We start from the raw sequence: 19,790 nt of genomic DNA on the forward strand, positions 1-19,790 counted from the left end.
TCCTATGAAATAGTTGAAAGCATATTAAAAATTGGCATGACAATGACTAAGTACAAACATATGATTAAGAGACCGAGAATTAGAAAAATAATGGGTTGAATTCTCTGGGTTAAAGCTTCAATCTTAATTAAAATATTATCTAAAGTATATTCACTATAAATGATGAGTTCCTTCCCTACGTTTGAGTTGTACTCCCCTTGATTAACGAAGACAGCAAGTCTTTTGTCTAAGAGCTTCATCTTTTCAATCGCACTAGCTAAAGACGAACCCGTTAAAAGTTCTTCTTCAATCGTTGACGCAACATGACTTAAGAAACGATTAATCGTCTGTGTTTTGAAAAGTAACAGTATTTCTTTGACTTCCAAGCCGTTGATTAAAAAATATCCAAACTCTCTTGAAAATCTATAAGTCACATAATAGCGAAAATACGTGGAAATCAGAGGAATCTTCAGTAAGGTATTCACTGCTCTAGTAGTCTTTTTTTGTTTATAGATTAAAACCATCAGTAATATAAATAGACATAGACACGATACACAAATAAGTACGACGTGTGGCAGATAATTTAGTACAAGCGTTAAAATCATCACTAAAAGTGATTTATCAGCCTGCATGGCGCTATACAATTCATTAAATTGAGGAATGACTGTAAAGTTTAATAGAATTAACATAATGATAAAAATCGATATTAAAACCAAAGGGTATTGAATTGCTTTAATAATCTTTGATTTGGTCTTTCTTCTCATCTTTAAATATTCACCAGACTCATAGAGATTTTGAATAATTTCACCATGAATCTCTGCGAATGATACTTGCATAATAATAGATTTTGAATAGCCAAGTTGCTTTAGAATTTGACTTAAAGAATGGCCTTTCTTAATTTCAGTTAATAATGAGTCCTTAAGCTTTTGAGGTAAAATATCGTATTGTTGTACTAAAAAGCTCAGCGCTTGTTGCATAGTAAAACCGCTTGATAGTAGTTCTGAGAGTTTGATTAAGAAATGTGCATCATGCTTTTTTAATTTATTCGATGATCCGATTGTAATGTTCATACTCTTCATCTGACATTCCTTCTTCTTGATAAACGGTCTTTAATTTATCTTTGACGCTTGTATAGTTAACAGCTTGATCATTTAAAAATTTTTCAATTTCCTCTTTCTCTATGTATTCATAGACAATGAAAGAATTGTCTTTCGTATGAATGAGACGTTGATTGACGATTAGTGATATTGCTTCAATCATCTCTTCTTTATATAAGTCGTATTCTTTTAGTCTTACTAGAGTACTTAGGGCACTCTTACTGTGGAAAGTGGATAATACTAAATGTCCTGATAGACTTGTTTTTATTAGCTCTGAGGCAATTTCTTTATCTCTGATTTCTCCGAACATAATAATGTCTGGATCGCACCTTAATAATCCGCGCACTAAAGGTGAATATTTTAAATTGGCTTTTTCATTAATCTCAACTTGGACTAAACCGTCCACTTCATATTCAACGGGATCTTCGATGCTAATGATAGATCTTTGACCCTTATTTGCGACTTCTTCTGCCAGCTTATACATCACTGTACTCTTGCCTGAACCAGTCGGACCTGTAAACAAGATCAGTCCCTGCCCTTTATCCATATAAGATCTTAAAATATCATAATCATCTTCTTTATAAAATAAGTCTGTAGGCTCTTTAGAAGCATTTAAATTTAGCAGTCTAATAACAAGACACTCTCTTAATAAACTCAGCGGTAAAGTACTAATTCTTAAGTTTAAAGTACGTTCATTTATCTTGAACTTAGTCCGTCCACTTTGGGGTATTTTATGCTCGTTAATATCGAGCTCTGCGATAAACTTCAAGTAATTGATCAATCGTTTAAAGGTCTCTAAATTCAAAACTCTATAGTTAATCATCGTACCTTTAACTCTAAATCTCACCACCCCTTCGTTTACTGAGGATGTAATGTGAATATCACTCGCCATACTTTCATATGCATCATTGATTATTTGATCGACTAAAGACTTGATAAAAACACCTCCTACTCTATATATATGAGAAAAGAGGTGATTCACTTTAAAAAATTGACTTAAACACAAAAGTATTAAAACTGCTTTACTAATTACACTATCTTTTAGAAGCATGTAAAAAAATACCTTCAGAAATTATTGAAAGATATTGAATTACTATTTACTTTGTTCAATGACTTATCTATAATTAAGTGTAATGATATGTGAAATTATTCAGGTGGGAGGACGTATCACATGGATAAAGTATTTAAAATGGTAGGATTTTGGACAGCAATGTTTGCTATTCTGTTTTATGTTGGAGATATGGTGACAATGTCAGTATTCTTCTTAGTACAGACAGGGTTCTTTGTATTACTAGGTTATATGAAGTTAACTGAGAGAATGTATATGTACATATTTGCTGCATATCTAATCTTCTTCTTTGTTGGTTTCACTTACTATACAACTTTCCTATTGGAACCATCATTCGGTAACCAACTATAAAAAACTCGGAACTTAAGTTCCGAGTTTTTTTATCTTATATAAGGATTATTTTCTTTTTCAAAACCAATGGTTGTCGGTATATTATGTCCTGCATAGACAGTAGTATCGTCATCTAGTTTAAATAATTTTTCCTTTATAGAATACATCAACTCTTCTGTTGAACCACCGTATAGGTCCTGTCTACCAACACCTAATCTAAACAAGACATCACCTGAAATTATAAAATCACCAAATTTATAAGTTAATGATCCTGGTGAGTGACCTGGTGTATGGATAACTTCAAAGTCGAAACTACCAATACTAGTCTTACCTTCTTTAAGATAAATAGGATTTGCCTTTGATCTTACTTCTTCTGTAAATCGAACTGAACCGTTTTTTTCTATATCATCCAGCCAATCACCTTCAATATCCGACATATATAGTCGGCAAGATGAATATTCAAGCACCTTATCCAATGCGCCAAAGTGATCGAAATGAGCGTGTGTTAAAATGACACCCTCAACTGCTAGTCCAATATCTTTTAATTTGGCTATGATTTTCTCACTTTCTGCAGATGGGTCAAAGACGAGTACTCTTTGTCCATTAGATACTATATAACAGTTGGTGCCCAAATCTCCTAAAGGCATACGTGTAATCTTCATATTATCTATAACCTCCAAAAATGTTCTCGACAAAACTATAGATTAATTATACAATAATCTTAAGTGATTGTTTAAGAGAATGATTAGGGGGTCAATTCAATGCCTTTCTTCGATACAGGAGAATTATTTTCCATTGGTGGAGTAACAATTAGAATTGGTGTTAATGCTTTATCTCTTCTTATGGCCTTGGTAGCCGTTTTTGGCATCATTGGTCTTTTGAATTCTATGAAAGCTAAAAATATTCTAGCAATTGTTTTTAGTGGCCTTACTGTCCTAGTATTTGGTCTTTGGGCACTAGCAACAATCTTCACATTTGGATATCCAAACTTAGGTTAAAAAAGTTTCCAGACTATATCTGGAAACTTTTTTTATTCTTTAAGATATGATTTTGCTGTCTCTAACTGTTGTTTAACGGCTTCTGTCCCTGTTGAACCATATGAGATTCTTCTATTGACTACAACTTCCGGAGATAAGATATCATAGATGTCTTTATCAATTACAGAAGTTGCTTCTTGATATTCTTCAAAAGGTAAATCTTTTAAGTAGATCCCTTTATTTATACATGATAAAACTAACTTTCCGACAATCTCATGAGACTCTCTAAAAGGAATCCCCTTCTCTACTAAATAATCAGCAAGTTCAGTAGCATTAGAAAAATCATTTGATACAGCGGTCTTAAGCACTGCTTCATTTAGAGTGAGTGTTTGTAGCATGCCATTCATAACTTTTAAAGAACCACTGTAAGTTTTAACGGCATCAAAGAGCCCCTCTTTATCTTCTTGCATATCTTTATTATAAGTTAATGGTAATCCTTTTAAGAGCATTAGCATGCTCATTAAATGACCACTCGTGCGACCACTCTTACCGCGAATCAGCTCTGCCATATCCGGATTTTTCTTTTGTGGCATCATTGAAGACCCTGTAGTAAAGGAATCGCTTAAGGTCACGAAATTTACCTCATCTGTTGTCCAGAAGATCAATTCTTCAGACAAACGTGATAAATGGACCATTGATAAAGAGATATTAGAAAGTGTTTCAACAATATAATCTCTATCACTCACAGCATCCATACTATTATGATAAATACCCTCAAAACCGAGTTCTTCTTTAGTCTGGAAACGGTCAATATCAAAAGTTGTTCCTGATATAGCACCTGCACCTAAAGGTGAAAGATCAATGCGTTTTAGTGAATCTTTAAAACGCGACTTATCTCTTTCTAACATCCAGAAATAGACCAAAAGGTGATGAGAGAATAAAATCGGCTGCGCTCTTTGTAAGTGAGTATAGCCCGGCATAATGACTCCCATATGCTTATCACTTAGCTCCACTATAGTCTCTTGAAGTGCTTTGATGCTATCGATAAATTCGTTTACAATCTTTTTAACATAAAGATGCATATCTGTGGCAACCTGATCATTTCTACTACGTGCAGTATGCAATTTACCACCAACAGGACCAATTTTATCAATTAAAAGAGCTTCAACATTCATATGAATATCTTCTCTCTCTACCCTGAATTCTATCTTATCATCTTTATAATCAGCTAAAATTTCCCCTAATCCTTTTATGATTAACTCTTTTTCTTCTGATTTGATAATACCCTTTGTTGCCAGCATATTAGCGTGTGCAATACTGCCCTTTATATCTTCTTCAATCAAGACTTTATCAAAATGGATGGAAGCATTAAATTCTTCCACCCATGAGATTGATTCGTCTTGAAATCTGCCACCCCAAGCTTTTTTAGTCATCTATAGACACTCCTTGATCGAGCATAGCTTTGACTTTTGTAGGTAAACCAAATATTTCGATAAAACCGACTGAAGCTTCTTGGTTAAAGGCATCTTCTTTTGTATAAGTTGCTAATTTTTCATTATATAAACTATTATCAGACTGACGTCCTTTAACAGTGACATTTCCTTTGTAAAGTTCTAGGCGTACTTCTCCACTTACAGGTTTTTGCATATCTTTTAACATTAGTCTTAATGAATCAGATAAAGGAGTAAACCATAAACCATTGTAAACTTGTTCAGTATACTTTTGTTCAACTACTGGTTTAAAGTGAGCAATATCTTTAGTTAAAGTAATCGTTTCTAGATCATGTTTAGCTGTAAGGATAACTTTAGCAGCTGGTGTTTCGTATATCTCTCTTGATTTGATACCAACTAATCTATTCTCAACATGGTCAATACGACCAATCCCATGTTGTCCTGCCACTTGATTTAAGTGCAAGATTAACTCATGAAGTGGGTAACTTTGTCCATTGATAGTCTTTGGCAATCCTTCTTCAAAAGTGATCAGCAATTCTTCTGCTTCTTCTTTTGCATCTTTTAAATTCACAGTTAAATCATAAGCATCTTCTGGTGGAGCAGCCCATGGATTTTCTAGGATGCCACACTCATTTGAACGACCCCAAAGATTCTGGTCTACTGAATAAGGTGAATCTAAGTCAATTGGAATTGGAATGTTATGCTCTTTCGCGTATTCTATTTCCTCTTCACGTGACCAAGTCCACTCTCTTACAGGTGCTAATACTTTAATTGATGGATCTAAAGATTTAATAGCGACTTCAAAACGGACCTGATCGTTACCTTTTCCAGTACATCCATGTGCGACATAATCAGCATTTGTTTCATGCGCAATTTCTACTAATTTTTTAGAGATTAATGGACGACTCAAAGCAGAAACTAACGGATATTTTCCTTCGTACATAGAATTTCCGTAGATTGTATACGATACAAAGTCATTAGCAAATTCTTCTTTTGTATCGATGACATGACATTCGCTTGCTCCCATTTTCAGTGCTTTGTCATAAACTTGATCTAGATCCTTACCTTCTCCAACATCTAAACACACGGCAACTACATCAAAGCCTTGATCTATAAACCACTGAATTGTCACACTCGTATCTAAACCACCTGAATATGCTAAAACTACTTTTTTCTGTGTCAATTGCTTCACCCCATAAGTTTATTTATATGATATTTCATACTATATCATTATAAACTTACGTAATCAAGTATATTTATGCATATTATTTAACTTCTTTTTCAAGGATTTTTAAGCTCTCATCCTCTATTGGTTTGTCTAACTGATCAATTGCTTTATTCATAGCTTCATAATCTTGTGCTTTACGATATTCAATGATCTTATCTTTTGCTGCTAACTCATTAGAAGGATCCATTTCATAGCTTTTATCGATATAGCCTTGCCCTTTTTCTTCTTGACCTGCTTCTTTATACAACTCACCTAATATATAATAGGTCATCGGAGTTTCAACTTCTCTATTAAAAGAATAATTCACAGTCTCCAGAGCTTTATCATAGTCACCCTCTTGATAATAATAGAGTGCCTCATCATCCATAGGATGAATTGAACTTTGCTTACTCATTGCATAATGACTAAATAAAGTGAATAAAACTAAAATTATTAAGCTGATTAATGATACTTTCCAAGTCGCCTTTTTAAAGTTGACGATTAAACCGATCAGAGCTCCGACAATTAAGCCTCCAATATGCGCATAGTGATTTATATTAGCAGTCAGCATAGATAAAACTGAAACAATGGCAAAGATCACTATAATTTGAATGACTAACTTAACATTAATTTGTTTATTTAATAAAAGATGAACGATAATTAAACCAAGTAAGCCGTATATAGCACCACTTGCACCAAGTGATATTCCCTCTGTGATAAAAGCTAAGGAGAATAAACTCGATATCGCACCTGCTAGTATATAGGTCAATAATAGATGCCACGGTGTATACAGACCTTCAACAAACTTACCTAAGATATATAAAGCAAAGACATTCAATAAGAAATGGGTAAAACCTGCGTGTAAGAAACTAGAAGTGATTAATCGATAGTATTGACCTGATGACACTTCGTAGTGACTGACAGCCATCAGATTATTCAATTCAGGACTATTTAAAACATATATAAAGATTATATTGATTAAAAAGACAAGCGTATTTAAAGTTACTAAGAGCAAGGTCATCGGTGTGAATTTAATCATATATTTTTCAAAAGGATGACGGGACATTAATCGTCTTTTATAGTAAGCATCATCTTTACTTTTCTTATATTTCAAATCCACTTTATAGAATGGATTTGAAATAATTTTTTCTAAGTTATTCACTGCTCGGTGATTCACTCTTAATGTTTTTGATTTAAACTTTCTAGTAAACTTTTGATCAGTTAAGTGATATAGATTAATCACTTTAACGGTAAAACCTGCTTGTTTGTTTAATTGTTCTTGTGAATCAAATATATTTTCGGTGATAGCTTCCAATTCTTGGTCTGATAATGATAAGTCTAAAAGACACATTAAAGTTTTCTTTTTCTTATCTTTTAGCCAAATAATCTCTGGGTTTTCATCGTGATGGAAAAAATCATAGTTTGTATATTTTGCTACTTCATAAGCAGCTTGCCACTTATTCTTCATTGACTCTCACAGACTTTACATCAAAGGTACGATCTTCAGTAATTAAGTAATCGACTGGTAAATCATGTGAGTCAATAATCGTGTCACCAATTTGATCACTAAAAATTAATGATACAGTGTCGTTATTAAAGGTCGTTAGGAATCGGTCATAAAAACCTCCGCCATAACCAATACGGTAACCAGTTGGACCAAAGATTAAGCCTGGGACTACCAGTAGATCAATATTATTATTAACTCTTTGTTCTGGATCAGGAATTGGAATATTTTTATTATCTTTCCTTACTTCATCTCTAGAGTTTAAACGATGGAAATTCATGGACTTATCTGTGTAATTACAAACTGGTGAATATACCTCTATTCCTTTTTCTAAAAGTAAATCTATTAAGCCCCAAGTGTCGTATTCTATTGCCATAGGAAGAACAATTCCAACAGATTGGTATCCTCTTTCTTGAATGAAAGTATAAGCATTTTGACTAATGGCCTTAGACTTTTCTAATTTTTCCTCTGCATTCATATTTTTTAAGATGTTAATCATACTTTTTCTAAGTTCAGTTTTTGACATTTTACTCCCTACTTTCTTGATTACTTAATACTAGTTTATATGATGTATGAAAAAACCTCCAGAATATCTGGAGGTTTAGTCTTGACTAGTTATTTTTTTCGTAAGTATTGCCTGTTTCTATATAGTAAATGTGTTCGGCAATACTTTTTATATGATCTCCAATACGCTCTAAATACTTAGCCGTTAATTGAATCTGACCCGTTAAAAATGCATCAGACTCTTCAAAGATATCAGAAGTTGTGATTTGAACAAAGACTGCATCGATGTCCTGATCTCTTAAGATGATCTCGTCAATAAGTTCTAAGTTGCTTTTCTTAAAGGCAGTATATACGTCTTCTAGCATAAGTGAAGCCAGACGCTCCATTGTCTTAAAGCGAAGTAAGGTACGTTCATTAGTAATCTTTATACGCTTTCTAACTTCAGCAATATTACTAATGTTATCCCCTATACGCTCTAAGTTATCAGCGACTTTTATACACGAAATAATCGTTCTTAAATCACTAGCAACAGGTGCTTGGGTAGTAATTAAATTGATAGCATGAGCATTAATATTTGTTTCCATTTGATTAATTTCTGCATCATCTTTAACTAACTGTCTAGCAGGTTCTACATCGTCAGATACCAATATCTCTACTGCAAGTGATAAACGATTATGACACTCTTTACCAAGTATAATACATTCTTCAATCAGTGATGAAAGTTCCTCTTGGAATTTCTCACGAAGTACTGTCATATTAACCGAATCTACCTGATACGTAGTCTTCTGTTCTCTTATCAGAAGGGTTTTCGAAAATCACTTTAGTATCATCTGATTCAACAACATATCCTTGGTAGAAGAAAGAAGTTCTATCTGACACACGAGCAGCTTGTTGCATATTGTGAGTAACAATAATGATACTGTAATCTTTTTTGATTTCTTGCATTAGGTCTTCAATTTTAGTAGTAGAAATTGGGTCAAGTGCACTTGTAGGCTCATCCATTAAAATAACTTCAGGTTCAACTGCTAAAGTACGAGCAATACAAATACGTTGTTGTTGTCCACCTGACAAGCCATAAGCGTTGTCGTTTAGACGGTCTTTTACTTCATCCCAAATGGAAGCACCACGTAGAGATTTTTCAACAACTTCATCTAAAATAGATTTCTTTTTGATGCCATGAACGCGTGGTCCATAAGCAACGTTATCGTAAATTGATTTAGGGAATGGATTTGGTTTTTGGAAGACCATTCCTACACGTGTTCTTAATTCTTCTACTGACATACCACTTGTGAAAATATCATCGCCTCTAAAGTCGATACTACCTTCTGTACGAACGATTGGTACAAGTTCAGTCATACGGTTCATAGATTTAACAAATGTTGATTTCCCACAACCTGATGGTCCAATAATTGCATTGATATCATTTTCATGGAAAGTTAAGTTAATATCTTGTAATGCATGGTTATCTCCGTACCATAAGTTAAAGTTCTTCGCTTCAAAAACGACTTCTTTATTAGTTTGAATAATTGGGCTGTCTTTTGTTGTAACTTGGCTACCTACAGTATTTTCTTTTACATTAATATTTTTTAGTTCTGTCATGGTAAAACTCCTTTAAAAATTAATATCTCTTAGAGAACTTATTACGTATAAATATAGCTGCTGAGTTCATCAGTAAAAGCACTACGAGCATAACGATAATACCGGCTGCTGCAACGTACTGGAATTCTTCATTTGGCATCTTAACCCAGCTGTAGATCTGCATAGGCATTGCCTGGAAAGAATCTAGCACACTTGATGGTGTCACTAATAAAGTTGTTGGTACACCAATAACTACTAGCGGTGCCGTTTCACCCAAGGCTCTTGATAAAGCTAAGATGACCCCAGTTACAATACCAGGTATCGCTGCGGGTAAGATAATTCTTGAGACCGTTTGCCACTTCGTTGCACCCATTCCAATTGAAGCTTCTCTAACAGATGCTGGTACAGTTCTGATAGCTTCTTGTGAAGCAACAACGATAACAGGTAGAATCATCAAAGCAAGTGTTAAACCTGCGGCAAGTACTGAGTTACCTAACTGAAGTGCTCTTGCAAACATTGCAAGTCCAAGTAAACCAAAGACAACTGATGGAACCCCTGCTAGGTTTGAAATATTAATCTTAATAAACTCAGTAAATTTATTTTTAGGTGCATATTCTTCTAAATAAAGTGCCGTTCCAATTGATAAAATAATAGCTACTGGCGCAGTAACAAGCATCAACCAAAGTGAACCAATAATGGCTCCGAAGAAACCAGCTTGTTCCGCTCTACTAGAGTTGAAACTTGTTAGAAAATCTAAGTTTAAACGGCTCCAGCCGTCCATCAAAGTATCGACGATTAACATGATTAGGACTATTAAACCAAACATTGTGCAGAGGAAAAATAACCATTTTAAAATTGTATTTTTAGACTGTCTGCCATTTCTCTTTTTGGCAATGATATCCTTGTCTATCAGTGTCATTTTAATATTCCTCCCTAAATCTCTTAGTCAGCCAAGCTGAGATGATGTTCATAATTAAAGTCATTACGAACAGTGACATACCGACTGCGAATAGACTGTAATATAAGTTTGTTCCAAATGCCGCATCACCTGATGTGATTTGAACAATAAATCCAGTCATTGTTTGCAGTGGTTCGGTGACATCAAAACTTGCATTAGGTGTAGAACCTGCTGCAATTGATACGATCATAGTCTCACCAATCGCACGAGAGATAGCGAGTACAAATGATGCGATTATTCCAGAAAATGCTGCAGGCACAACGACTCTAAAAGCAGTTTCTAAACGTGTTGCTCCCATACCGAGGGAACCTTCACGCATTGCCTGTGGCACCGAACTCATTGCATCCTCACTAAGACTTGCAATCATAGGAATGATCATGATGCCGACTACTAAACCGGCGGACACTGCATTATACAGTCCAAAGCCATCGTAGATTGACTGAAGAATAGGGTTTACAAAGTTTATTGCAAAGAAACCATAAACTACTGTAGGAATACCTGCTAATATTTCTAAAATAGGTTTAATTATTCGTCTTACTCTATCTGTCGCATATTCACTTAGGTAAATTGCAGCACCAAGTCCAATAGGAATAGCGATAATTGCAGCGATGACTACAATTTTCATCGTTCCCATAATCAGTGCCCAAATTCCCCATTCACCATCACCAACATACGGTTGCCATGTCGTTGAGGTAAGGAAATCAGTGATTGGTACTCTTGAGAAAAATTCAAAAGACTGTGAGATTAATGTATATAGAATACCAATGGTTGCTACAACAGACACGAAGGTAATTAATAACAGTATAATTGGAATAATTCTTTCAAACATATTTGATTTATTTCTTGTGTTCTTAACTATTTGCTCACGAATATTATTATTGCTCATGATAAACCTCTCTTTACTTTAAAAATGGACGGGGATCAATTCATCATCCCGTCCATTGGTATAAGATTTTTCTTATTGTTCTAAGTTTGGAAGTTTAGAAAGTTCTTCTTCAAGAGCATCGTCTTCAAGAGGTACATATCCAACTTCTTCAGCTGCTGATTGTGAGTTTTTAAGAACAAATTCCATGAATGTGTGGAAAGTTTCATTTTCTTCTAAAGCAGCGTTATCAGTATAAACATAAAGCGGACGAGATAATGGGTAAGAAAAGTCCATTACATTTTCGAATGTAGGTTCTACTGCTTCTTCACTATCAGGACCAACAATGCTTACAGCTTTTAACTGATCTGAGTTTTCTTGATAGAAACTATAACCAAAGAATCCGATTGCGTTTTGGTCTCCAACTACTGAAGATACAACTTGGTTAGTATCTTGGATAAGTTGACCTTGTACACCTTCTTCTTCCATAACTTCTTCATTGAAGAAATCATGTGTTCCGTGTGATTGGTCTGGACCGTATGCAGCGATTGGTTCATCTGGGAAGTCTGGATTTACATCTGACCAATTCTCAGCTTCACCTGAGTAGATAGTTTTTAGTTCGTCAAAAGTAAGTTCTTCAACGAAGTCGTTAGCTGGGTTAACAGCAACAGTTAAACCGTCTGTAGCTACTAAAAATTCAGTGTAATCAATTCCTGCTTCTTCTAATGCATCAATTTCTTCTTGTTCAATTGCACGTGATGCGTTTGCAAATTGTGCAGTTCCATCGATTAGTGCACTGAAGCCAGAACCAGTTCCGTTACCTCCAAGTTCAACTGCAATGCCTTGATCAGCATTAAAATCTTCAACTAGTAGGTTTAGAATTGGGAAGACTGTTGATGATCCTTCACCAGCAATTTGCTCATCATCTTCATTTACAGCACCTGTAATATCTGCTGATGAACCACTTTCTGAACTTTCATCTTCACTACCTTCCTCAGTAGTCTCTTCAGAGCCAGCACTTTCTTCTTCAGTACCCTCTTCAGAGCCAGAACCTGAACATGCAGCTAGAATGAACATTAAGCTCATTAATAGCGCAGCAAGAAATAAATTCTTTTTCATCGCCAAAATTCCTCCAATTAGATGTATTAATTAATGTTACATTCATATTCTAAAGTAGTATTGTTAATATGAAATAAATGTATTGTTAAGATATTGTAAATAAAAAAACTCGAAGCGAACTTCGAGTTTTAATACTTACCATAATCTAATTCTTGATAGAATTCTGATGCGTCATATTTATAGAGAGATTCTTCATCTTGACCATAGTAAATTTCATAGTATTTTTTGATTACATCTTGTCCCATATACTGAGCAGGGAAGAATGGTACAGTCCCTGGCAAGGTAGGAAAGATAATTGAGAAAGCCATGTCAGGATTATCATATGGTGCATAACCTAAATAAGTTTGATTAAGCACGGCTTCTCCTTCTCTAAAGCTCTCTGCCGTACCCGTTTTACCAGCGGCTTTTGGTTCTAATTCGTGATAAGCATCCCAACCTGTTCCATACATATCTCGCGCTTGGTCATGAGTATTGAATACATCATAAAAACCAGCTTGGATTTGATCAATTTCAGTGTTGGTTAAGTCCACTGTATTTAAAACATTTGTGCCGTATGATTTAATGACTGCACCTTTCTCATTTGCATCAGATGATCTCACTTCTTTTGCCAAGTGCTGTTGCACTCGTTTTCCATCATTAGCGAAGGTAGACATGTACTGAGATAGTTGCAGTGCTGTATAAGTATCATATTGTCCAATCGCTAAGTTAAGCATATCAGTCGCATCTAATTGTGGTGATAGTCCTGTTGCTTCATTTGGTAAATCAATACCTGTTGAAATTCCTAACCCGAATTGATTTAAACCATTTCTTAAATCATAGCCTGCTTGTTGTATATCTGTAGGTAGTGTCATGTTCTGAGTGTAATCTAAGCCTAAAAGTCCTAGTGCAACCTTAAACATATATGAGTTTGATGACACCATTAAAGCTCTTTGATCATCTACAGGCACCCTACTATCAGTGTTAAAGAATGATGCTCTAGGTTGGTCACTTGAAATATAAAGTGGTTCATCAATGACAACTTCGCCGACTTCAAAGACATCTTGTTGGTAACCAGTTGCAACGGTTGCACCTTTAATAGAAGATCCTGGAACATATGTTGCAGTCAAAGTACCATAATCATAATCGACGATGTCTCCGTCTTCATTAATTTGTTTACCTACCATGGCAAGAATATCTCCATTATTTGGATCTTGAACGACGAGTTGAACAGTATCTATATATTCAGGAATAATCGTATAATCTATATTGCCTCGTCCTTCATCCATTTGAACAATATCTTCAGCAAGTTTTCTAATTGATAGTAAATGATGTTCCGCAACTTTCTCTAACTCTTTTTGGAGTTCAATATCAATGGTTAGATATAAATCATCACCAGCTTTACCTTCTTGTATTGTTTCTTCACCGGTAATCTTTCCTGATTTGTCAGTGGTGTATTTAACTTGAGGTTTTTTACCACGTAAGACATCTTCATATTGGAATTCTAAATAAGATTTCCCTACCCTATCATTCCTAGAGTATCCAAGTGCTTGATAGTATTCTACTAGCTCTCTCGGCAATCCTTCTTCGTTGGTAGATACTTCACCTAAAATCGTTCTTAGAGTATCACCGTGAGGGTAATCTCTTTGCCAATCTAAACCTGTAGATATACCTGTTAGCTCGTCTAAGTCTTCATTGATTCTTGCAAATTCTTCGTCTGTGACATCTTCACTTTTCACAATTACAGGGTTCAACTCACTTGCTGAAACCATAGTCACGTATACTGCTAAAGTATTTAAGTCTTCTTCACTCAAAATAGAATTAGCAAATTCTTCATCGACTTGTTCATAAGCTTCTTCATTGAAGCTATCTTGAGAGATGCCACCATTTTCTAATAGAGTGACTTGTTCAGGCATGATCTTTTTTAACTCATTTGGGTAATTATTGATGAGATAATCCTGTTTATCTCTAAGAGTTAAACTGTCAGTATCCATAGTCAGGTAAGAGCTGAGCTCTTTGGCAACATCCATAATTTCGAAATTAGACATATTTCTATGTCTGGTAAAATATATCGCCTGTTCTGATGAGTTTCCAACTAGTAAATTCCCGTTACGATCGTAGATCTCCCCACGTGGAACACTTTGATTAATCTCAACGTATTGAGCATTTTCTACTTGTTCTTGATATGTATCACCTAAGACAATCTGTAGGTAACCGAGTCGAATAATAACGACTAAAAACAAAATAAATATAACCAACATAATAATGTTGATTCGTGATTTGAGCACTTGTTTATTTATTGCATCTAAACTTTTAAATTTTGCACGTTTCAAACTAATCAAACCCTTTAATAAAGTCCACATCATTTTATCATATTTATTTAGTATAGTCGTTAAATAAAATAAAGACGAGGAAAATCCTCGTCTTTACTAGTATAAATTCTTATTTTGCAGCTTGGTAAAGTTCGTTAACTTTGTCCCAGTTTACTACGTTCCAAATCGCACTTAAATATTCAGGGCGTTTGTTTTGGTATTTAAGGTAGTAAGCATGTTCCCAAACGTCTACACCGAATACTGGAGTTTTACCTTCAGTTAATGGGTTATCTTGGTTTGGAGTTGAAACGATTTCTAATGAACCATTGTTAACAACTAGCCATGCCCAACCAGATCCAAAGCGACCTGCTGCTGCAGCTTCAAAATCTTCTTTAAATTTATCTACTGAACCGAAAGCTGATTCAATAGCTTCTTTTAAGTCACCTGATAATTCTTTTCTCTCTGGTGAAAGTAATTCCCAGAATAGTGAGTGGTTATAGTGTCCCCCACCATTGTTACGTACCGCAGTCTTGATGTCTTCTGGTACAGCATCTAAGTTTTTAACAATTTCTTCGATAGATTTAGACTCAAGATCAGTACCTTTAACTGCGTCGTTTAATTTTGTTACATAAGTGTTATGATGTTTAGAATGGTGAATCTCCATTGTTTCTTTGTCGATTGTTGGTTCTAATGCATCATAAGCATATGGTAGTTCTGGTAATTCAAAAGCCATAAATAAAAATCTCCCTTCAAAATTGTTTACATCCTAAATATAGCAATTTGATGTTAGAATAACAATTAGATTGCTTAAATTTAAATTAAATAAGACCTAAGTCTTAGTCAATTAAATAAGGATGATTGCATGAATTATTTTGAGTTCCATAAACGCTTATTAACGTTTAAGAAATATCCACTCTTTCGTACTGTACCCTTTAGATACTTGCTCTTAAACATTTTACTCGTTTCTCTATTTATTTCCTTACCTTATATGGTCTCTATGGCAGGAACTTTAACTACCTTAGGAGAATTAAAAAATGTAGAAAACGAAATACCGGAGTTTTCAATAGACAATGGTCAGTATAAAGGAGAAGAAAAAACTTTAACCTTAAATGAGAGTGAAGTTGTGTTTACAAGTTCAAAGTCTCGTGATGAAGTGAATGAAATTAATGATGATACAATTCTTGCATTTTTATCAGATGGAATTTACATAGCAGGATTTCAAAACAGTACCTTTAATTACAGTTTGATTGGTGATGTAAACGACAAAGAAAGCTTAGAAGAATTTGTAAACAGTCAGATGTCTAGCATATATTTTTATGTCTTCATCTACATATTAATATACGTAATCGTTATTTACTTCTTTATTTTTACTTTAATGCTTATTTTGTCATCTATCTTAAGTGGCATTGCAAAAGCACTCAATAAAAAGACTGATTATATGAACTGGTTTAAGCTTGGCTCTTATGCGGTAGTCATACCAAGTCTGTTAATCGGGATACTTGCTGTCTTGACCAGTCACTACTTCTGGTTCATTTTAATACTTGCAATTCCATCATATTTTTATTACTATAAAAAATTGCCTGTGAAAAAGAAAACAAAATCTAAGGCATGATGGTTACATTATTTTGTATTTTTGCTTATAATGATAGATAGAAATTAGAAAGAAATTTAAGATTAGGGGCTTGTATATGTCTGCAATTACACATCGTACAAAAACTAGAAAAGTTAAAGTTGGCGATCTTACCATCGGCGGTGCTGATGAGATAATTATTCAAAGTATGACAACTACTAAAACTCATGACGTTGAAGCAACAGTGAAACAAATTAATGAGCTTGAAGAAGCAGGTTGTCAAATTGTTCGTGTAGCTTGTCCTAAAGAAGAGGACGCTCTTGCGATTTCAGAAATTAAAAAACGCATCAACATTCCACTTGTTGTAGATATTCACTTCGACTATAAACTTGCACTATTAGCAGTTGAAGGCGGCGCTGATAAAATCAGAATCAACCCAGGTAATATTGGGCGTCGTGAAAAAGTCGAAGAAGTTGTTAAAGCATGTAAAGCAAAAGGTATACCGATTAGAATTGGTGTCAACGCTGGTAGCTTGGAACGTCATATTATTAAAAAATATGGCTACCCTACTGCAGATGGTATGGTGGAGAGTGCCTTACACCATATTAAAATTCTAGAAGATCTAGACTTCCATGACATCATTGTTTCTATGAAAGCTTCAGACGTTAATCTTGCAATAGAAGCGTATGAAAAAGCAGCTAAAGCTTTTGACTACCCACTTCACATTGGTATTACTGAAAGTGGTACCTTATTTGCCGGAACAGTTAAAAGTGCAGCTGGACTAGGTACAATCATTTCTAAAGGAATTGGTAATACAATGCGTATTTCATTGTCTGCTGATCCTGTTGAAGAGGTAAAAGTTTGTAAGGAACTACTAAAAACGTTTGGTCTAGCATCAAACGCAGCAACTTTAATTGCATGTCCAACATGTGGTAGAATTGAAATCGACTTAATTTCCATTGCAAACGAAATGGAAGAATACATTTCTACAGTGAAAGCACCATTAAAAGTAGCAGTTCTAGGCTGTGCGGTTAATGGACCAGGTGAAGCACGCGAAGCCGATATCGGAATTGCCGGTGCACGTGGTGAAGGTTTACTCTTCATGCATGGTAAGACAGTAAGAAAAGTTCCAGAGGAAACAATGGTAGATGAATTGAAGAAAGAAATTGATATCTTAGCTGAAGAATATCATGAGAAAAAACGCTTAGAAAAAGAAGAAGCGAATTCATAAGTAAAAAAACTCTCTCCTTATCAATTGATAAGGAGAGAGTTTTATTTTAAGCACAATTTTCACATAAGCCGTAGAGTTCTATTTTGTGACTATTTATTTTCACTCCTGATAGTTCCTCTTCCCACTTAGCAACTGGACAATAGCTAATAACTTGTATTTCACCACAACGCTCACAAATAAAGTGATGGTGGTGATGATCTGTACAAGAAATCTTATACTGCATTTCTCCACCGAAACTTGTTTTCTCTAGGACATTAATATCATTTAAAGTGTGTAGATTTCTATAGATTGTGTCATATGAAATACCTGGATATTCATTACTCATCATTGTTTGAATTTCTTTTGCGGATAAATATCTTTCATCCTGCATGAATAATTCAATCATTCTTAGACGTTTTTTTGTCACTTTGAAATTTGCTTCTTTGAGTAATTCTTTATAATCATTGAGTTCTTTGTGCATTTCTAACAACTCCTATACGATTTAACAATAACGTGAATAATAGAATGGCGATAGACACTAGAACAATTGTACCTCCAGGTGAGATATTTAAGTGGAAGCCTAAGAATAAGCCGACAATAACTGAAATCTCTCCTAAGATGATACTGACAAACATCAACTGCTTAAAACTAGAAGTAATTCTCATAGCACTCGCAACAGGTAAGGTCATCATTGCAGAGACAAGTAAAATACCAACGATTCTCATTGATGCACTGATTACCAAAGCCACTAAAATAATAAAAATCACATGAATATATTTATTTATTTTCATGACGCCTGCATATTCTTCATCAAATGAAATCAAAAACATCTCTTTATAAAGAAGATAAACAAATAATAATACAATGACGCCTATCACTGATATCAACAACAGATCACTAAAACTTACTGCACTGATACTACCAAATAAATAACCAAATAAATCTTGATTGAATCCATTGGCTAAAGATAAAAATAATACACTAAGCGCAATACCTAGACTCATGATAATTGGGATTGCAATTTCAGAATAATGTTTGTAGACAGTTCGTAAGCGTTCGATTCCAAGTGAACCGACTACTGAAAAAATAATCCCTGAAAGTATAGGATTAATGACAATATTAAGCACTGAAGACAAATATACCCCAAAAGCAATACCACCTAGTGCAACGTGACTCAAAGCATCTGCGATTAGTGATAAGCGTCTAACTACTATAAAAGTCCCTAATAGAGGTGCTATTAAACCAACAATCAAACCACTAATAAAAGAATAACGCATGAAATCATAATTTAAGATTGCTTCAATCATTGACAACACTCCCTATCGTGACTGTGAGACACAAGTTGTAAAGGGAAACCATAAATCTTAGATAGTTCAGCTTCTCCTAAATTTTTGAATTCTTCATTAGTACCATGGAAGTGTAAATGTTCATTTAAACATGCAACCTTATCTGCATTATCAACTACTACACCGATATCATGTGTCACTAAGCAAATAGTGACATTCTCACTTTTCAATTTTAATAAGACATTGTAAAAATCTTTAACGTGCTGGCCATCAATGCCTTCGGTCGGTTCATCTAAAATTAAGACCGAAGGTTTATTAATCAATGCTCTTGCTATAAAGACTCTTTGAGTTTGGCCACCCGATAAATTAGAGATATTTTGATTTTTTAAATTTTCAATATCTAAAAGTTTTAGCACATCGTCTAATGCTGTATAGTCTTTATTATTGAAACGTTTAAACAAACCTTTCTCCTTAGTTAAGCCACTTAAAACCACTTCTTTTACCGTAGCAGGAAAGCCCTTAGCATTTAAAGCAGCCTTTTGAGATACATAACCAATCTCTTGCCAGGCGTTAAATGACTTTCTACTTTTACCATTGATTAATATCTCCCCTTCTTGCATCCGATAAACCCCTAGTATTAATTTAAGTAAGGTTGATTTACCAGAGCCATTTGGCCCGACGATTGCTAAAAAGTCTCCCTTATTAATCGAAAAGGAAATATTTTTTAAAGCGGGTGTCGCTTCTAATTTGTCTTTATATTGATAGCTGACATTTTTTAATTCAAAAACTGGTGCTTCCATT

General features: G+C 34.5%; 21 protein-coding genes. 4 read left to right on the forward strand and 17 right to left on the reverse strand.

What is annotated here, in order from left to right; all coding sequences use genetic code 11:
* Positions 1–2: 2 nt before the first annotated feature.
* Positions 3–1,058: a competence type IV pilus assembly protein ComGB gene (gene comGB, locus JEOSCH030_RS06485; protein WP_235962243.1), complete on the reverse strand. Its 1,056-nt coding sequence runs from the start codon at positions 1,056–1,058 to the stop codon at positions 3–5.
* Positions 1,021–2,058: a competence type IV pilus ATPase ComGA gene (gene comGA / locus JEOSCH030_RS06490; RefSeq protein ID WP_268883980.1), complete on the reverse strand. Its 1,038-nt coding sequence runs from the start codon at positions 2,056–2,058 to the stop codon at positions 1,021–1,023. The genes comGB and comGA overlap by 38 nt, the downstream gene beginning before the upstream one ends.
* Before the next feature lie 189 nt (positions 2,059–2,247).
* Between comGA and JEOSCH030_RS06495 the strand changes: the two genes are divergently transcribed.
* Positions 2,248–2,496 carry a DUF2626 family protein gene (locus tag JEOSCH030_RS06495; protein ID WP_185125807.1) on the forward strand — a complete coding sequence of 83 codons (249 nt, stop codon included), beginning with the start codon at positions 2,248–2,250 and terminating at the stop codon, positions 2,494–2,496.
* 29 nt (positions 2,497–2,525) lie between these two features.
* Here the strand turns inward: JEOSCH030_RS06495 and JEOSCH030_RS06500 are convergent, their stop codons facing one another.
* Positions 2,526–3,137 carry an MBL fold metallo-hydrolase gene (locus JEOSCH030_RS06500; RefSeq protein WP_185125808.1) on the reverse strand — a complete coding sequence of 204 codons (612 nt, stop codon included), beginning with the start codon at positions 3,135–3,137 and terminating at the stop codon, positions 2,526–2,528.
* A gap of 99 nt (positions 3,138–3,236) precedes the next feature.
* On the opposite strand from JEOSCH030_RS06500, the gene JEOSCH030_RS06505 reads away from it, so the two are divergent.
* A complete protein-coding gene (locus JEOSCH030_RS06505; protein WP_185125809.1) occupies positions 3,237–3,473 on the forward strand; it encodes a DUF2759 domain-containing protein in 237 nt (78 codons plus the stop codon).
* A 32-nt stretch (positions 3,474–3,505) separates the two neighbouring features.
* Here the strand turns inward: JEOSCH030_RS06505 and argH are convergent, their stop codons facing one another.
* The 11 genes from argH to JEOSCH030_RS06560 all read right to left on the reverse strand — a co-directional run bounded on the left by argH (position 3,506) and on the right by JEOSCH030_RS06560 (position 15,656).
* Positions 3,506–4,885 (reverse strand): argininosuccinate lyase, encoded by a 1,380-nt coding sequence (argH, locus tag JEOSCH030_RS06510; protein WP_185125810.1) that lies wholly within the window; start codon positions 4,883–4,885, stop codon positions 3,506–3,508.
* A complete protein-coding gene (locus JEOSCH030_RS06515; RefSeq protein WP_185125811.1) occupies positions 4,878–6,086 on the reverse strand; it encodes an argininosuccinate synthase in 1,209 nt (402 codons plus the stop codon). The genes argH and JEOSCH030_RS06515 overlap by 8 nt, the downstream gene beginning before the upstream one ends.
* A gap of 82 nt (positions 6,087–6,168) precedes the next feature.
* Positions 6,169–7,578, reverse strand: a complete 1,410-nt coding sequence (locus tag JEOSCH030_RS06520) for a rhomboid family protein (RefSeq protein ID WP_185125812.1) — start codon at positions 7,576–7,578, stop codon at positions 6,169–6,171.
* The gene (locus tag JEOSCH030_RS06525; RefSeq protein WP_185125813.1) at positions 7,568–8,140 is read right to left on the reverse strand and encodes a 5-formyltetrahydrofolate cyclo-ligase; all 573 of its coding nucleotides are present in this window, start codon (positions 8,138–8,140) and stop codon (positions 7,568–7,570) included. Before JEOSCH030_RS06525 ends, JEOSCH030_RS06520 begins: the two co-directional genes overlap by 11 nt.
* A gap of 85 nt (positions 8,141–8,225) precedes the next feature.
* Positions 8,226–8,873, reverse strand: coding sequence for a phosphate signaling complex protein PhoU (phoU, locus tag JEOSCH030_RS06530; RefSeq protein ID WP_185125814.1), 648 nt, complete (start codon positions 8,871–8,873; stop codon positions 8,226–8,228).
* Between the two features lies 1 nt (position 8,874).
* Positions 8,875–9,717 (reverse strand): phosphate ABC transporter ATP-binding protein PstB, encoded by an 843-nt coding sequence (gene pstB / locus JEOSCH030_RS06535; protein ID WP_185125815.1) that lies wholly within the window; start codon positions 9,715–9,717, stop codon positions 8,875–8,877.
* A 19-nt stretch (positions 9,718–9,736) separates the two neighbouring features.
* Entirely contained in the window at positions 9,737–10,615 is an 879-nt protein-coding gene (gene pstA / locus JEOSCH030_RS06540; protein WP_185125816.1) for a phosphate ABC transporter permease PstA, read from the reverse strand.
* Position 10,616: 1 nt separating this feature from the next.
* A complete protein-coding gene (pstC, locus tag JEOSCH030_RS06545; protein WP_235962272.1) occupies positions 10,617–11,543 on the reverse strand; it encodes a phosphate ABC transporter permease subunit PstC in 927 nt (308 codons plus the stop codon).
* Positions 11,544–11,612: 69 nt separating this feature from the next.
* The gene (locus JEOSCH030_RS06550; protein WP_185125818.1) at positions 11,613–12,635 is read right to left on the reverse strand and encodes a phosphate ABC transporter substrate-binding protein PstS family protein; all 1,023 of its coding nucleotides are present in this window, start codon (positions 12,633–12,635) and stop codon (positions 11,613–11,615) included.
* A 128-nt stretch (positions 12,636–12,763) separates the two neighbouring features.
* Positions 12,764–14,944 (reverse strand): peptidoglycan D,D-transpeptidase FtsI family protein, encoded by a 2,181-nt coding sequence (locus tag JEOSCH030_RS06555; protein ID WP_185125819.1) that lies wholly within the window; start codon positions 14,942–14,944, stop codon positions 12,764–12,766.
* A 109-nt stretch (positions 14,945–15,053) separates the two neighbouring features.
* A complete protein-coding gene (locus tag JEOSCH030_RS06560; protein ID WP_185125820.1) occupies positions 15,054–15,656 on the reverse strand; it encodes a superoxide dismutase in 603 nt (200 codons plus the stop codon).
* A 129-nt stretch (positions 15,657–15,785) separates the two neighbouring features.
* On the opposite strand from JEOSCH030_RS06560, the gene JEOSCH030_RS06565 reads away from it, so the two are divergent.
* Complete coding sequence (locus JEOSCH030_RS06565) at positions 15,786–16,535, forward strand: DUF1189 family protein (protein WP_185125821.1); 750 nt, start codon at positions 15,786–15,788, stop codon at positions 16,533–16,535.
* A 76-nt stretch (positions 16,536–16,611) separates the two neighbouring features.
* Positions 16,612–17,724, forward strand: coding sequence for a flavodoxin-dependent (E)-4-hydroxy-3-methylbut-2-enyl-diphosphate synthase (gene ispG / locus JEOSCH030_RS06570; RefSeq protein ID WP_185125822.1), 1,113 nt, complete (start codon positions 16,612–16,614; stop codon positions 17,722–17,724).
* Positions 17,725–17,770: 46 nt separating this feature from the next.
* Here ispG and JEOSCH030_RS06575 read toward each other — a convergent pair whose 3' ends face one another.
* Genes JEOSCH030_RS06575 through JEOSCH030_RS06585 form a run of 3 tightly spaced genes read right to left on the reverse strand, consistent with a single transcriptional unit; the run spans position 17,771 to position 19,789 of the window.
* Positions 17,771–18,184: a Fur family transcriptional regulator gene (locus JEOSCH030_RS06575; RefSeq protein ID WP_185125823.1), complete on the reverse strand. Its 414-nt coding sequence runs from the start codon at positions 18,182–18,184 to the stop codon at positions 17,771–17,773.
* Positions 18,165–19,010 carry a metal ABC transporter permease gene (locus tag JEOSCH030_RS06580; RefSeq protein ID WP_185125824.1) on the reverse strand — a complete coding sequence of 282 codons (846 nt, stop codon included), beginning with the start codon at positions 19,008–19,010 and terminating at the stop codon, positions 18,165–18,167. Before JEOSCH030_RS06580 ends, JEOSCH030_RS06575 begins: the two co-directional genes overlap by 20 nt.
* Positions 19,007–19,789, reverse strand: a complete 783-nt coding sequence (locus JEOSCH030_RS06585; RefSeq protein ID WP_185125825.1) for a metal ABC transporter ATP-binding protein — start codon at positions 19,787–19,789, stop codon at positions 19,007–19,009. Before JEOSCH030_RS06585 ends, JEOSCH030_RS06580 begins: the two co-directional genes overlap by 4 nt.
* Position 19,790: the final 1 nt, after the last annotated feature.

The organism is Jeotgalicoccus meleagridis, assembly GCF_903994045.1.
GTDB lineage: Bacteria > Bacillota > Bacilli > Staphylococcales > Salinicoccaceae > Jeotgalicoccus > Jeotgalicoccus meleagridis.